Source organism: Blastomonas sp. CCH1-A6, from assembly GCF_001556365.1.
GTDB classification, from domain to species: Bacteria; Pseudomonadota; Alphaproteobacteria; order Sphingomonadales; family Sphingomonadaceae; genus Blastomonas; species Blastomonas ursincola.
The window spans coordinates 1-13943 of the sequence record NZ_LSIS01000258.1; the positions used below are offsets into that span (position 1 = coordinate 1).

18 protein-coding genes and 1 tRNA gene are annotated in these 13943 nt (G+C 64.2%); 6 read left to right on the plus strand and 13 right to left on the minus strand.

Annotated elements, in window-relative coordinates:
- Positions 1–391 precede the first annotated feature (391 nt).
- The gene (locus AX735_RS12295) at positions 392–1297 is read left to right on the plus strand and encodes a haloalkane dehalogenase (RefSeq protein ID WP_066280490.1); all 906 of its coding nucleotides are present in this window, start codon (positions 392–394) and stop codon (positions 1295–1297) included.
- Between the two features lie 98 nt (positions 1298–1395).
- Here AX735_RS12295 and AX735_RS12300 read toward each other — a convergent pair whose 3' ends face one another.
- The 8 genes from AX735_RS12300 to AX735_RS12335 all read right to left on the minus strand — a co-directional run bounded on the left by AX735_RS12300 (position 1396) and on the right by AX735_RS12335 (position 5093).
- Complete coding sequence (locus AX735_RS12300) at positions 1396–1833, minus strand: hypothetical protein (RefSeq protein WP_066280492.1); 438 nt, start codon at positions 1831–1833, stop codon at positions 1396–1398.
- 227 nt (positions 1834–2060) lie between these two features.
- Positions 2061–2264 carry a hypothetical protein gene (locus AX735_RS12305; RefSeq protein WP_066280494.1) on the minus strand — a complete coding sequence of 68 codons (204 nt, stop codon included), beginning with the start codon at positions 2262–2264 and terminating at the stop codon, positions 2061–2063.
- Positions 2264–2443 carry a DUF4169 family protein gene (locus AX735_RS12310; RefSeq protein WP_066280496.1) on the minus strand — a complete coding sequence of 60 codons (180 nt, stop codon included), beginning with the start codon at positions 2441–2443 and terminating at the stop codon, positions 2264–2266. The genes AX735_RS12305 and AX735_RS12310 overlap by 1 nt, the downstream gene beginning before the upstream one ends.
- Before the next feature lie 2 nt (positions 2444–2445).
- Positions 2446–2709: a hypothetical protein gene (locus AX735_RS12315; RefSeq protein WP_066280498.1), complete on the minus strand. Its 264-nt coding sequence runs from the start codon at positions 2707–2709 to the stop codon at positions 2446–2448.
- 9 nt (positions 2710–2718) lie between these two features.
- A complete protein-coding gene (locus tag AX735_RS12320; protein WP_066280504.1) occupies positions 2719–3267 on the minus strand; it encodes a VOC family protein in 549 nt (182 codons plus the stop codon).
- Positions 3264–4367 carry a 4-hydroxyphenylpyruvate dioxygenase gene (gene hppD / locus AX735_RS12325; protein WP_066280510.1) on the minus strand — a complete coding sequence of 368 codons (1104 nt, stop codon included), beginning with the start codon at positions 4365–4367 and terminating at the stop codon, positions 3264–3266. Before hppD ends, AX735_RS12320 begins: the two co-directional genes overlap by 4 nt.
- Positions 4368–4518: 151 nt before the next feature.
- A tRNA-Arg gene (locus tag AX735_RS12330) sits at positions 4519–4595 on the minus strand.
- A gap of 66 nt (positions 4596–4661) precedes the next feature.
- On the minus strand, positions 4662–5093 hold the full coding sequence (locus tag AX735_RS12335) for a (deoxy)nucleoside triphosphate pyrophosphohydrolase (RefSeq protein ID WP_066280513.1): 432 nt from the start codon (positions 5091–5093) through the stop codon (positions 4662–4664).
- A gap of 89 nt (positions 5094–5182) precedes the next feature.
- Between AX735_RS12335 and AX735_RS24335 the strand changes: the two genes are divergently transcribed.
- Entirely contained in the window at positions 5183–5359 is a 177-nt protein-coding gene (locus AX735_RS24335; protein WP_082751067.1) for a Flp family type IVb pilin, read from the plus strand.
- A gap of 128 nt (positions 5360–5487) precedes the next feature.
- Positions 5488–5721 carry a Flp family type IVb pilin gene (locus tag AX735_RS12340; protein WP_066280516.1) on the plus strand — a complete coding sequence of 78 codons (234 nt, stop codon included), beginning with the start codon at positions 5488–5490 and terminating at the stop codon, positions 5719–5721.
- 55 nt (positions 5722–5776) lie between these two features.
- On the opposite strand, the gene AX735_RS12345 is transcribed toward AX735_RS12340, so the two are convergent.
- From AX735_RS12345 to AX735_RS12365, 5 genes are all read right to left on the minus strand, one after another.
- Complete coding sequence (locus AX735_RS12345; RefSeq protein ID WP_066280518.1) at positions 5777–7261, minus strand: M48 family metalloprotease; 1485 nt, start codon at positions 7259–7261, stop codon at positions 5777–5779.
- A 130-nt stretch (positions 7262–7391) separates the two neighbouring features.
- Positions 7392–8339, minus strand: a complete 948-nt coding sequence (locus AX735_RS12350; RefSeq protein WP_066280615.1) for an acetyl-CoA carboxylase carboxyltransferase subunit alpha — start codon at positions 8337–8339, stop codon at positions 7392–7394.
- Between the two features lie 17 nt (positions 8340–8356).
- The gene (locus AX735_RS12355; protein WP_082751068.1) at positions 8357–9277 is read right to left on the minus strand and encodes a tyrosine recombinase; all 921 of its coding nucleotides are present in this window, start codon (positions 9275–9277) and stop codon (positions 8357–8359) included.
- Between the two features lie 3 nt (positions 9278–9280).
- Complete coding sequence (locus AX735_RS12360; protein ID WP_137775516.1) at positions 9281–11110, minus strand: hypothetical protein; 1830 nt, start codon at positions 11108–11110, stop codon at positions 9281–9283.
- Between the two features lie 4 nt (positions 11111–11114).
- Positions 11115–11324: a hypothetical protein gene (locus tag AX735_RS12365; protein ID WP_066280522.1), complete on the minus strand. Its 210-nt coding sequence runs from the start codon at positions 11322–11324 to the stop codon at positions 11115–11117.
- A 71-nt stretch (positions 11325–11395) separates the two neighbouring features.
- Here AX735_RS12365 and AX735_RS12370 point away from each other — a divergent pair, with 71 nt between their 5' ends.
- The 3 genes from AX735_RS12370 to AX735_RS12380 are packed head-to-tail and all read left to right on the plus strand — an operon-like array spanning position 11396 to position 13874.
- Positions 11396–11968, plus strand: coding sequence for a shikimate kinase (locus AX735_RS12370; protein WP_081096859.1), 573 nt, complete (start codon positions 11396–11398; stop codon positions 11966–11968).
- Complete coding sequence (gene aroB / locus AX735_RS12375) at positions 11956–13083, plus strand: 3-dehydroquinate synthase (protein WP_066280525.1); 1128 nt, start codon at positions 11956–11958, stop codon at positions 13081–13083. The genes AX735_RS12370 and aroB overlap by 13 nt, the downstream gene beginning before the upstream one ends.
- Positions 13084–13118: 35 nt before the next feature.
- Complete coding sequence (locus tag AX735_RS12380; protein WP_181265984.1) at positions 13119–13874, plus strand: DUF6975 family protein; 756 nt, start codon at positions 13119–13121, stop codon at positions 13872–13874.
- The last annotated feature ends 69 nt before the right edge of the window (positions 13875–13943 follow it).

The following is a 13943-nucleotide window of genomic DNA, read 5'->3' on the forward strand; positions in this document are numbered from 1 at the left end:
TCATCTAAACCTACAATGTCAAAGATCTCACCAAGACAAAAACAGCGGACAACCAACCCTCCCCGTTCTTTCGTCCGGGGGATTGGACATCCGTATCTGTTGGCGACCGAGGAAACGTCAGTGCGTCCCCGCCGGTGGAGCGGCCTATATGGGGTGATGTGAGTCGGGTCAAACCCTTTTTGCAGATTTTTTTCAGGCAGCGGAATTTTTCCGGCCCTGGTGTGGGACCGGAGCCGCGCTGCCATGGCTTTCAGGCCTCACCCTCTCCGCGCTGGAGGCCGATACTCCCGTAAACCCACCCCGCGCGAAACGGTTGCTAAAGCCGCGTTTGCATCCGCGCAAATATTATGTCATTCGCCATGCCATAATAATCCTGGCTTTGGGAGATGTCATGCAGGTCTTGAGAACGCCGGATGCGCGATTCGCCGCCATTCCCGATTTTCCCTTCGCAGCGCATTATGCCGAGATCGCTGACCCGACCGACGGCACCCGGCTTCGCGTGCATTATGTCGACGAAGGACCGCGAGAGGCTCCTGTCGTGCTGATGATGCATGGCGAGCCGAGCTGGTGCTATCTCTATCGCTTCATGATCGGCCCCGTGGCAGACGCCGGTTATCGCGTCCTTGCTCCCGACCTGATCGGTTTCGGCAAGTCGGACAAGCTCGCGAAAAAGAGCGACTATAGCTATGCGCGCCATGTCGCCTGGATTCGCCGCTGGATCGAGAAGCTCGACCTTAGGAACATCACGCTCGCGTGCCAGGACTGGGGATCGCTGATCGGCCTCAGGCTCGTCTCGGAAATGCCCGAGCGGTTCAACGGCGTGGTGCTTTCCAATGGCGGCCTGCCTGCGGGCCAGGATGCGCCGCGCGCCTTTGCGATCTGGCGGGCCTTTTCCAAATACAGCCCGGTGTTCCCCATCGGCAGGATCATCGCCAGGGGCACGGCGCGCACGCTCTCCGATGCCGAGATCGCCGCTTATGACGCCCCCTTCCCCAATGGCCGATACAAGGCGGGCGCGCGCATTTTCCCAAGTTTTGTGCCTTTGGGGCCGAATGTCGCGGTGCCCGATCAGCTGAAAGCCTGGGAGGTGCTCGACCGCTGGGAGAAGCCGTTCCTGTGCTGCTTCAGCGACCGCGACCCCATCACCCGCGGCGGCGACGCGCTGTTCGTCGGTCGCGTGCCGGGGACCAGAGGGCAGAATCACTGCACGCTGAGCGGCAGTCACTTCATCCAGGAGGACGATCCACAGGGGTTCGTGCGGTGCATTCTCGACGTGGCGGGGCAAGCGCGGGGATAGGCTCGGTTGGCACATCGATCGACCCGATCTGCGCGGTCGCTACAAAGGTTTGAAATTGGATAGCTGAAGTCGCGTGGGGATCAGACGTTCAGGCACTCTTATTGGAGCCAACCCTCGAACGTCGGGGCGCTACGAGAATGCTCCATGACGTGAAGAGTATGGTTACGCGCTACAATCACCCAGTGCCGAAAGTCTGTAACTGCCAATGTCCCGTTACGCTCCACCACTTCACGCAACCAGGGCGAGCCGAGAACTTCCAAAAAGGGCCAACAACCTCCGTAGGGGACAGGTTTGACCAAGGCAGGAACTTCGACCTTCATGCCGTTGAGATAGTCAGAGAATTCGTCAAACGACATGAAGGCATAAGTGTTGCTGAACGACAGAACAATCCCCTTCGTTGGGGGGTTTAGTTCAGTGGGGTAAAGACCCTGAAGAATCAGAGACCCGCTGCTGCTCCAGATAAGATTGAAAGCGCTGAGCGGCAGTTCCGGAGCGTGATCGACGGGGCTCCAGCGAATTACAGTTGCAGTCGTCATTGAAAGCTTTTGGATGGTAAAGCCAGTGAAGGCAACGGTGTCGTTTCCGGATCGAATTATCTTATCGTTAAAGGTTCACACGTCCACTACCTCCGCTCAGCCAGAGCTTGTCGAAGGCCCCGCTATATGGCCAGCGTCGGCGCGGGTCCTTCGACTTCGCGGGCTGACGCCCGCTGCTCAGGATGAATGCGGGTGGTAAGGCTTAAGATGCCAACGAAAGTCCAGCCTCACCCCTCGATCAAATCCAGATACGCCACCACATCATTGTCGGTGGCGATGAACAGGCCTTCCTGCACTTCCGCCGGTTCGAGTTCGGCGAGGCGCAGCGCTTCGGACAGTGGGCCGTAGAACAGGGTGGACGCCGCGCCGCCCTCGGCCTCGCCGTCGAGATGGTAGAGGCGGACGCTGACCTGATCGGATGTCGAGCGCATCAGTCCTGCTCCCGCTTCGCGCCATCGAGCAGCCGCAACGCGCGCGCCTGCTCGCTCGCATGACTCAGACGCTCGGCCTTGGTGCGACCGAACTTGGCGCGGTTGGCAGCGGCGGTGGCTTCGCCCTGCTTGCGTTTGATGGCCTTGCGCGCCTGTCTGAGGTTGATGATCTCGGCCATGGTCAGCCCCCCTGCCCTGTCTGCTCCGACATTTCGATGAAGTCGCGCGCCAGATCGCGCTCGGCCCGATCGGCAAAGGTCTGGTCGATATCGGGAGCCCGGCCAAACATGAAAAGCATGCACCACAAGGCAAAGCGTTCGCCCGGGACCGTCGTCAGTCCGAGATCGACCTGCATCCGCTCGATCGCTGCATCCACCGCCTGCGGGACAATGGCGGCGGGATCGCGGGTGCCGAAATAGCGTTCGAGCTGGTCTTCAAAGGTCATGAACGACCTTTAGGCTGCATCGGGATCCTTGTGCAACCAGTCGGCATGGCGCGGCGCCTTCTTGGTGCGGCTCCACTCGTCGAGCATCAGCGGCGCGACGCGCTTCAACTCCTCGTAATGCTCGGGCTTGCCGATATTGCAAGCGAGCTCGACGCGGTGGCCATTGGGGTCGAAGAAATAGATCGAGCGGAAGATGCCGTGAAAGGTTGGCCCCAGCACATCGATGCCCAGCCCCTCGATATGCGCCTTGGCCGCGAGCAATGCGTCCATGTCGCGCACCTCGAAGGCGATATGCTGCACCCATTCGGGGGTGTTGGCATCGCGGCCCATTTCGGGCTGCTGCGGCAGTTCGAAAAAGGCGAGCACATTGCCGCCGCCGCAATCGAGGAACACGTGCATATAGGGATCATAGGCCCCGGTCGACGGCACATGGTCTTCGGAAAAGGCGCTGGTATAGGTCATGCCCAGCACCTTCTCGTACCATTCGACCGTCTCTTTCGCGTCCTTGCAGCGATAGGCGACGTGATGGATGCGCGACAGCGCGAAGGGCGCGGTCATTCCGCCGGTTCCTGCACCTTCAGCACGCCGCGGCGCAGCTGGTCTTCCTCGATCGACTTGAACAGGGCGGTGAAATTGCCGTTGCCGAAGCCCTCATCCTTCTTGCGCTGGATGAACTCGAAGAACACCGGGCCGATCTGCGGCTGACCGAAAATCTGCAGCAGCAGGCGCGGATCGTTGTTCTCGGTCGATCCGTCGAGCAGGATACCGCGCGACTGCAGTTCCTCGACCGGCTCGCCATGGCCGGGCAGACGCTCTTCGAGCGCCTCGTAATAGGTTGCGGGCGGCGGCGCCATCAGCGGCGCACCCAGCGCCTTGATGCGGTCGAGGCACGCGATCAGGTCGTCGCAGATGAAGGCGATATGCTGGATGCCCTCACCATTATAGGCACGCAGGAACTCGTCGATCTGGCCGCCGCCCTTCGCGCCTTCCTCGTTCAAGGGGATGCGGATGCGGCCGTCGGGCGCGGTCATCGCGCGGCTGGTGAGGCCGGTATATTCGCCCTTGATGTCAAAGAAGCGGATCTCGCGGAAGTTGAACACGCGCTCGTAGAACTTGGCCCAATGGTCCATGCGGCCGCCATAGACATTGTGGGTCAAGTGATCGATCATCTTGAAGCCCGCGCCGACGGGGAAGCGATCGACGTTCGGCAGATATTCGAAATCGATATCGTAGATCGACAGCGCATCGGGATTGTCGAGCGTGGCATAGCGGTCGATCAGATAGATGATCGCGCCACCGATGCCGCGGATCGCGGGAAGGCGCAGCTCCATCGGGCCGGTCTTGGTTTCCACCGGCTCCGCGCCGCGCGCCAGCGCTTCCTTATAGGCGTCGCGCGCATTCTTGACGCGAAAGCCCATGCCGCAGGCCGAAGGACCATGCTCGGCGGCGAAATAGGCTGCCGGGCTGGCGGGCTCGTAATTGGCGATCAGGTTGATATCGCCCTGCCGCCAGAGGTGGACGTCCTTCGAACGATGCTGCGCGATGCGGGTGAAGCCCATCGCGGTGAACACCGGCTCGAGCAGGCCCTTTTCGGGCGCGCAGAATTCGACGAACTCGAACCCGTCCAGGCCCAAGGGGTTTTCGAAAAGGTCAGCCATTGCCGCGCACTCCTGCAGGATATCTGTTCTGCCCAAACGATAGCACACCCCAAACTGGTGTCAAATGAAACCATCTGATTGCGGCGAACACGCGCGCCGAAGCGGGTCCCGCAAGGCGGGCTGGATCACTGTGTATAGCGATTTTGGAAAATGGCGCGCCCGGAACGATTCGAACGTCCGACCCTCAGATTCGTAGTCTGATGCTCTATCCAGCTGAGCTACGGGCGCGTTGGAGGGCTGCCAATAGTCAGCGAAGATAGGCTTGGCAACACCTTTTTCTGCCATTTCGAAAAATCATGCACCGACCGGCTGTCCATCCAGGGATTGCGCGATGATCGCCAGGAGGGGAAGGTCTGCAGGCGGCATCGGCAGCTGGTATAATTCGTCCACCGTCGCCCAGCGCAAGGCGGTGGCGTGGAGCGCCCGCGGTTCGCCCGCCCAGACGCGGCACCGGAACAGCAGCAGGATCAGGTGGCGCTGGCCGAGCGAGGCGCTGGCAAAGGTCATCGGCTCGCACTCTTCCGGCAGAATCGCGATTCCGAGCTCCTCGGCGAGCTCGCGCGCCAGGGCCTGTTCCGGCGTCTCGCCTGGTTCGATCTTGCCGCCGGGGAACTCCCACAGCCCCGCCATAGCAGTTCCTTCGGGGCGCTGCTGCACCAGGATGCGGCCCTCGGCATCGAGCATGAGCCCCGCCACAACGGGGAAGAGTGTCGGATAATTTTCCATTGGATCGGCGCGCCTTAACTTTTTGGTAAGTCGAATTTGCAAAATTGCGAGGGGGGCAGATGGGACCCCGGCCATTTTACGGAAGCACCATGCTGCACTTTCTGACTCTCTTGGCCAGATCAAAGCGCGGCGCAACCGCAATCGAATATGGCCTGATCGTGGCCCTTATCGGCATTACCATCATCGTTTCGATGAGCTCGATGGCCAGCAAGACCATCGGGATGTGGGATTTTGTCGAGGAGAAGATCGTCCCGAAGGAAGAGTAAGTGTCGGAATTTCAGACAGCCCGGCCACTCTTAGGAAAATGGAAAGCTTTTTGATCTAACCCCAAACCGTCCAATCTCAATTCGCCAGATCGGACGGGGAAGTGAAGACCTCGAACAGGAGACCTGACATGAAGACCATTCGCAATCTTTTCGCCGACAAGAAGGGCGCAACCGCCATCGAGTACGGCCTGATCGCCGCTCTGATCGCCGTCGCCGCGATCACCGCCATGAGCTCGCTGGGTACCAACCTGTCGACCACCTTCAACACCGTCAGCTCGAAGCTGACCACTCAGTCGGCTGGTGGCAGCTCCGGCGGCACCAGCGGCGGCACCAGCGGCGGCAGCACCAGCACCGGCGGCTGAGCCCTGGCTCAATCGACAAGGAAGGGCGGCAGCAATGCCGCCCTTTTTTGTGCCCTCAGTACGTTACCAGCTTGACCTTCTGCCCAGGCGCCAGCGCCGCGTTACCGGACAGGCCGTTGAGCGCCAGGAAACGCTCGACCTTCAGATCGTCATAGGCCATGCGCGCGGCCAGCCGCTGCACGGTATCGCCGCGGGCCACGGTGACCACACGCACGCGCCGCGGCCTGATCTGCGCAGCCTCGGCGCCTGCCAGCCGCTGTACGCTCTGGAACATCGGCGCAAACACATCGGCGCGGCCAGCCGGGGTCAGCGCGACGAAATGATAGGCCCGGTTGTTGGCAAAGGCATAGGCGAACACCGTCACATCGACGAGTTGCCGGTTGGCGTTGACGCGCGCAGTCGCATAGGCGGCGGGGATACCGTTGACCGTCGTCCGCTGGATCTGCCCATAATTGATTCGCTGATTGCTGCTGCCAAGCCCCGCAAAGGCCTGGTCGACATAGCGTGACAGGTCACCCGAATATTGGCCGAGCGTGAACTGCGCCTGGGCGGACTGACCGTTGATCGTCACCGCGCTGGTGCCGTTCTGCATGGCAAAGCCCTGAGGCACAGCGAATTTGAGGCCCAGCTCTGGATGGAGGAACTGGCGCCCCTGAACAACGCCCTGTTTCGGATCGTCGCCATAGAGCAGCCCGTCGAGACGGCTGAGAAAGACGTCGCGGTTGCGCGTGCTGCCGCTGAACTTCTGCGCCACCGTCGCTGCGCGGCTGACGCGGCGCGCCGGATCGGGATGGGTGCTTGCCCATTCGGGCACCGAACGGGCATCGCCGCCCTGCGAACGCACGTCGATCGCCTGCTGCGCCGCGAGCGAAGCCAGCATCGTCGACAATGCCAGCGGATCGTAACCGGCCTGGCTCAGATAGCGCACGCCGAGATCGTCGGCCTCTTCTTCCTGCTTGCGCGAATATTTGAGCGTCAGCAGCTGCGAACCGGTGCCGAAAATCTGCTGGCCGATCTGGCCTGCCGCGCCGTCACCGAGCAGCACCGCCGCGCCGATCTGCCCCAGCAGGCCGATAATGCTGTTGCGCTGCGCCGCCTTCTGGCGCTTTTCCGAATGGCGCGCGGCGACATGGCCGACCTCGTGGCCCAGCACCCCGGCCAGCTCGGCCTCGTCGTTCATCAGCGCCATCAGCTGGCGCGTCACATAGACATAGCCCCCGGGAATCGCGAAGGCGTTGTTCACCGGGCTGTTGAGCAGGGTGACGGTGAAATCGTCGCGGGCATTGCCGAGACCCGACTGGACCGCAATGCCCTTGCCCACCTGCACGACATAGCTGGTCTGCGGCACCTGATAGGCCCCGCCGAACTCCTCGAGCAGCTTGGGGTGCACTTCCGCGCCCTGGCGCTTTTCCTGGGCGGTTATCGCCTGGGCCTGCATCGCCAGCGCTTCCGCCCGGGGCGCGACGGACTGGCCGATGAGCGCGATGGTGCCAGCACCAGCCGCCGCCATGATTGCCAGATGCTTGAACCGTGCCGCCATATCGCTCTCCCTTATCGTCTCCGGCCATGCCAGTTGATGCGCATCATGCCGCCAGGCACGCGCAGGATCAAATGGCGATGCCCGCACAACGATGCGATCGCCGAGCGGTTGCGACGATTTTACGTGAACGTCAGAGCGCGCCGATCGCCAGGAAGCGGGCTTCGCGCGCGGCCCTGAGTTCGGCGGGGCTCAGCTTCTTGAGGCCTTCCAGCTCCTCGCGGATGGCCTTGCCCAGCTCTGCAATCGCCTGGGCCTGGTCGCGATGCGCGCCGCCGACCGGCTCCTTGACGATCCGGTCGATGACATTGAGCCGCTTGAGGTCCGCTGCGGTCACCTGCATCGCCTCGGCCGCATCCGCGGCCTTGTCGGCGGTGCGCCACAGGATCGAGGCGCAGCCTTCGGGCGAGATCACCGAATAGACGGCGTGTTCGAACATCAGCACGCGTTCGGCCGAGGCCAGCGCCACCGCACCGCCCGAGCCGCCCTCGCCGACGATCGCCGCAACCATCGGCACACCCAGCGTCAGGCAGCGTTCGGTCGAGCGAGCGATCGCCTCGGCCTGGCCGCGCTCTTCGGCCTGGACGCCGGGAAAGGCACCCGATGTATCGACCAGGGTCACCACCGGCAGGCCGAACCGGTCGGCCAGGTCCATCAGTCGGATGGCCTTGCGATAGCCCTCGGGCTTGCCCATGCCGAAATTGTGCCGGATGCGGCTTTCGGTGGTGTCGCCCTTTTCATGGCCGATCACGACGACGCGCTGCTCGCCCATCCGGGCAAAGCCGCCCATGATCGCCTTGTCGTCGGCAAAGGCGCGGTCGCCCGCCAGCGGCAGGAAATCGTCGAACATGCCCGCCACATAATGCTTGAAATGCGGCCGCGCCGGATGGCGGGCGACCTGAGTCTTCTGCCACGGGGTCAGGCCCGCATAGGTCGAGGCCAGCAGCTTGCGCGACTTGGCGGCGAGGCGTTCGATCTCGCTCTCGATATCGATCTCGCCCGTATCGGCGGTTTCACGAAGCTCTGCGATGCGCGCATCGAGCGCGGCGATCGGCTTTTCGAATTCCAGATAGCTTGTCATGCTCATGACGCAATCGCCTAGCCCTGCCGCCGCCGCTCGGCAAGATTCATCTTCGCGAGCGGATGGCGGCGGTTGACCAGCTCGACGAGGCGGCGGCTGTCGACATGGGTATAGATCTGCGTCGTCGCGATATCGGCATGGCCCAGAAAGGTCTGCAAGGTCCTGAGATCCGCGCCGCCTTCGAGCAGATGCGTGGCAAAGGCGTGGCGCAGCACATGCGGGCTGACACGCGCAGGATCGATTCCGGCGCTGGCGGCAAATTCCTTGATCAGCTGGTAGAGCCGGATACGGCTGATATGCCCGGTGCGCGAAGGGAACAGCCAGCGCGGATTGGACGAAGGCACCGCCAACCAGCGCTGCAGCGCTTCGCGTGCGCGCCCCGATATTGGCACCAGCCGCTGCTTGCCCCCCTTGCCGGTGATCGCCAGCAGCGGCCGTCCGGCGAGCGCCGCGCTGCGCGGCAGGCCGACCAGTTCGCTGGCGCGCAACCCCGATCCGTAAAGCAGTTCCAGCAGGGCGAGCAGGCGGATGTCGGCAGCGCGCGCCTCCGGGGCGGCAGCGCGCTCCTCGGCGAGCGCGAACAGCTGCGCGATCTCGTCATGACTCAGGATCTTCGGAAGCGGGCGCTGCACCTTGGGCCGCGCCAGCATGGCCTGCGCTTTCCGGGCATCGACGCCCAGCCCCTCGTCTTCCAGGAAGGCGAAGAAGCCGCGCAACGACGAGCTCTTGCGTGCCAGGCTGCTGGCAGCGAGTGAGCGCCAATGATGGTCGAGCGTCGTGCGCGCGGTCTCGTCGGCTTGCGCCAGCCGACCGCCCAGAATTTCGGACGCCTGTTCGAGATCGCGACGATAGGCTGCCAGTGTGTTTGCGGAAGCGCCGCGCTCGGCCGCCAACATTTCCAGGAAGCGGTCGATCAGCCAGGCGTCTTCGCTGCCCACCGATCAGGCGCGGCTGACGGCTTCGGCTGCAATCATCCGCGCTTCGGCCTGGCGTCCCACCGTGCGCAGCGCCGCCACGACATGATAGAGCTGGCGCGGGGTCATCGCCGACCAGTCATTGCCCTGCATGCCCATGCCGACCAGCAGCGTCACCAGCCCGTCATTGCCTTCAGCGGCAGCAGCGGCAATCGCGCGGGTCCAGCGGGTTTCGCCGCCGAAACCGATGCCCAGGTCCTCTGCGAGCGAATCGCGGTCAGCACTGCTCAGCCGTCCCAGCCCGGCAAGACCAGCGACCAGAAACGCGCTCTTGCGCGCCTCATTGCTCTGGTCATTGTCGAAAAAGCTGCTGACATCGGACGCGGCGACCTGCGCGCGTCCCGGAACCGCGACCGCAAGCACCGCCCAGCCGAGGCTGCCTTCTTCCGCGACCGACCGCCAGCGCGCCGCGCTGGTGTCGAAGCCTGCCGAGACCATGGAGACGATCAGATCGTCGGCATAATCCGCCAAATCCTCCGACGGCACGACACGCGCCGCTGCATGTGCGGTCAGGATATGCGCCGAATAGCGGACAAAGGCGTTTTCCGACCGGTCCCAGAGCGCACGCATCGCGCGGACCCGGTCATCGGCATCGGTCGCGACATAGGCCGTGCGCAGCAGCGCCATCCGGTCGCGCAGCGCTTCGTCGGTGCCCGGATCGTCGAAGGTGGCGCCGTAGAGATCGACCATATCGGCGCTCGACAGCATACCCATGGCCGCCGCGACATCGGCGGCCTGCACGCGCGAGGCGAGCGGGGCCATCGGAGCGCGTGCGCGCCAAGCCTGGAAATTGCGGTCGGCGCGCGCATAGAGCGCCTCGGGCGGCTCGATCCCGGCGGTCAGCGCCAGGCCGAAGCGCCAGCGGGTGAGTTGATCGACATCGTCCCATTGCACCGTGACCGCGCGCCTGCCGTTGAGGCTCGCACCGACGATCTTCTCGGCGAGCACGACATCGATGCGGTCCATCGCACCCTGCCGGCGCGCCCGGTCGATCTGCTCGCGCGCTGCACTGCCCTCACCCGAAAAGCCCGAACACATCGCGCGGATCAGCTGCCACTGGTTGCCCTTGGCGCTCTCTCCGGCAAAGGGCAGCAGCGGGCACATGCCGAGCGGATCGGCCGACGCGACATAGCTGTCGAGCGCGACATTGAGCAGGCGTGGCGTCGCGGCCGGCGGATCGACCGCCTGCACCATGCGCACCGCGCCATCGGCCGAACCGATGCGCAGCAACAGCGCTGCGCGTTCTGCGGCCCAATTGGCGCCATTGAGGCCCTGCGGGGTCGCAAGTTCGCTCAGGAGGAGCTTCTGCAGGCCGAGCGAGGCCCAGCGAGACACGATGCGGCCGCTGGTCCTGCGCACCAGCGTCTGCGCGTAAAGCCCACCGATATTGCCCAGCGAGGAGGCCGCAAACCCGCCATTGGCCTGGGTCAGCGGTCCGATCAGATCGAGCGAGCGCCGCGCACTCGGCGGCAGTGACTGGGTCAGTGCAATCTGTGCTTCAAGCTCTTCCTGCAGCTTGGCGAGTTCCTCGCTCAGCTCCTCGTCGGTCGGCGCATCCTGGCCGGCGAGCGTCGGCAGCGGCGCGGTCGGCAATGGCACGGCCGTGCCAGGGACCGGCGTAACCGTACGACCCGGCTCGGCAGGAGGCGGCGGCTCGGACTGCGAAGGCGCGGGCGCGGGATCGTTGAAGCCTGGCGGAAGCAGCGATTCAGGCGCCTCGTTCTGCCCGATCACCGGCGCGGAAACAAACGCCAACGCCAGCAGGCTGACACAGCCCAGCACCATCCCCCGCCGCATGAATTCAGCCCTCGGACTGGGTGGAGCCGGCAGCGGCTCCGCTCTTGGCCGCAGCAGGCAGCGGGATCGACTTTTCGACGCGCTGGGTCGGCACCTCGCCACCACGCGACCATGCCAGAGCCAGCAGACCGATCAGGGCAACGGCGATCAACACCAGAATGATCGGGCCCTTGGGCCGCCTGCGCCGTGCATAATTCTGTCCGATAATGGCCATAGCCAGGATATTCTCCGTCCAAGTCAAGATAACTTGCGCCACCGCCTAGCCTATTTATAGGCTGCGCGGCAATGCTGCAGAACCGAAAATCAGACCCTGCGCGGCTGGCCGGGGATATCATGCGATGGCTCGACCGGCCGCTGGTGCTGGTGGGGTTGATGGGCGTGGGAAAGTCGACGGTCGGCAAGCGGCTGGCAAACGATCTTGGCATCGGCTTTGTCGATGCCGACGAGGAGATCGAGAAGGCCGCGCACATGACCATTGCAGAGATTTTCGAGCGTTTTGGCGAGCCCTATTTCCGCGATGGCGAGCGCCGGGTGATTTCACGGCTGATCGACGGACAGCCGCGCGTGATCGCCACCGGCGGCGGCGCGTTCATGAACGAGGAGACGCGTGCGCTCATCCTGTCGGGTGCCATCGCGATCTGGCTCGATGCCGATATTCGCACGCTGGTCGAGCGAGTCAGTCGGCGCAATACCCGGCCGCTGCTGCGCAACGGCAATCCGGCCGAGGTGCTCACCCGCCTGGCCGAACAGCGCAACCCCATATATGCGGAGGCACAGATCCATGTGCGCAGCAAGGATGGGCCGCACCACCGCACCGTTACAGCAATATTGGAAGGACTGGCTCGATGGCACGGCTGAATATCGCGCTGGGCCAGCGCAGCTATGACATTCTGGTGGAGGCCGGTGCGCTTGCCCAGATCGCTGGGCATATCGCACCATGGACGCGCCGCGGGCGGACGCTCTGGATCAGCGATTCCCACGTCGCCGCACATCACTGGCCGCGCATCGAGGCGCAGCTCGCCAGCGCCGGCGTCGAGGCGCATCTGCATATCGTTCCGGCGGGCGAAGCGAGCAAGAGCTGGTCAGAACTGGCGCACCTGATCGACTGGCTGCTCGCGATGGGCGTGGAGCGCAGCGACACCATCTTCGCACTGGGCGGCGGCATGATCGGCGACCTGACCGGTTTTGCCGCCTCGATCGTGAAACGCGGCTGCGATTTCGTGCAGGTACCGACGACTCTGTTGGCGCAGGTCGACAGTTCGGTCGGCGGCAAGACCGCGATCAACACCAAAGCGGGCAAGAATCTGGTGGGCACCTTCCACCAGCCAAAATTCGTGCTGATCGATCCGCAGGTGCTGGGCACCCTGCCCTCGCGCGAGATGCGCGCTGGCTATGCCGAGGTCGTCAAATACGGGCTGATCGACGATGCGCCGTTCTTCGACTGGTGCGAAGCGAACGGACAGGCCGTACTGGCGCAGGATTGCGCTTCGCTGGAGCATGCGATCGTCACCTCGGTGGCCGCCAAGGCGCGGATCGTCGGCGAGGACGAGCGCGAAACGAAGGACCGGCGTGCGCTGCTCAACCTTGGCCACACCTTCGGCCATGCGCTCGAGGCTGATACCGGCTTTGGCGAGCGGCTGCTGCATGGCGAGGCGGTCGGAGTCGGCATCGTGCTGGCGCTGCGGTATTCGGCGCGGCGCGGTCTGTGCGAAACGCGCGATGCTGACCGGGTCGCAGCGCATCTGGCAGCCTGCGCGATGCCGGTGACGCTTGCCGATGCTGGTGTCACCGCCGATGGCAATGCGCTGGTCGACCATATGCGCCACGACAAGAAGATGTCGGGCGGCACCCTGCCCTTCCTGCTGCTGCGCGGGATCGGCAGCACCTTCGTCGCGCATGATGTCGAACTAGACGACGTGGCGCAATTCCTCGACGAACAGCACCGCGTCGCCGCACCGGCGCCGTCCTTGTAAACCTTCTCTTTAGGACGATGCGCTAGAAGGCGGGTGTGGGGGCAGACCGCGCGTCTGCCTGCCACACCTTTGCCTCGAGCCAGCGGAGCCTTGAACGCGTGTCGTTTATCCAGCCAGGAGCCTTTGATCGCGCCCAGCCCGAGGCGGCTCCGCCGCGCTCGCTGGAAGCCGCGCTCGCTCTGGGCATGAGCGACACCCATGTGTTTGTCGCGCGTCTGGCGGATCGAGTCGCCCCGGCGCGGCCGATGGACCTGGCCGATGCCGCCCATTTCCTGTGCCTGCTTCACGGCCGCTATCCTGGCCTGATCGATTATGCCGCGACGCGCAGCGCCGATCCGCAGGTCGGCAAATGGCTCGCGCGGGCGTGCGAGGCCTTTGTCGGCGAACGCGCGCTGCTCACCAAGCTCACCGTCGCCGCCGGGCCGATCACGAGCACGCCGGGACAGGACAAGTGCACGCCGGCGATCATCAACCTGCGCGGCGCGCTCAATGCGCTGTCCCAGTCGGACCGGCAGGGCTGCGCGCTGGGTGCAGCCTTTGCCCTGGTGCTCGATTGGCATATCATCCGTGACGTGCTCGACGTTATCGCCCAGCGGACCGGTCTCGAGCCGCGCCCCTCCACCCTGCCCTCGCGCGAGGAGACTCTGGACCTGGCGGCCATGATCGGCAGCGACCGCTCCATCGGTCGCGCGATGGGCTTCGGCGCATCGCAGATGCTGGTACAGCACCGCACCTTCTGGGACATGCTGGCCGATCGCGCCGAAGCGCGCCGTCAGCAGGACGGGCTCTGATCCGCAAAGCGCCTGCGCCCGGCAGAGCCAGACTGACGCAAACGTAAACGTAAAGTCGAAATCGTTGTC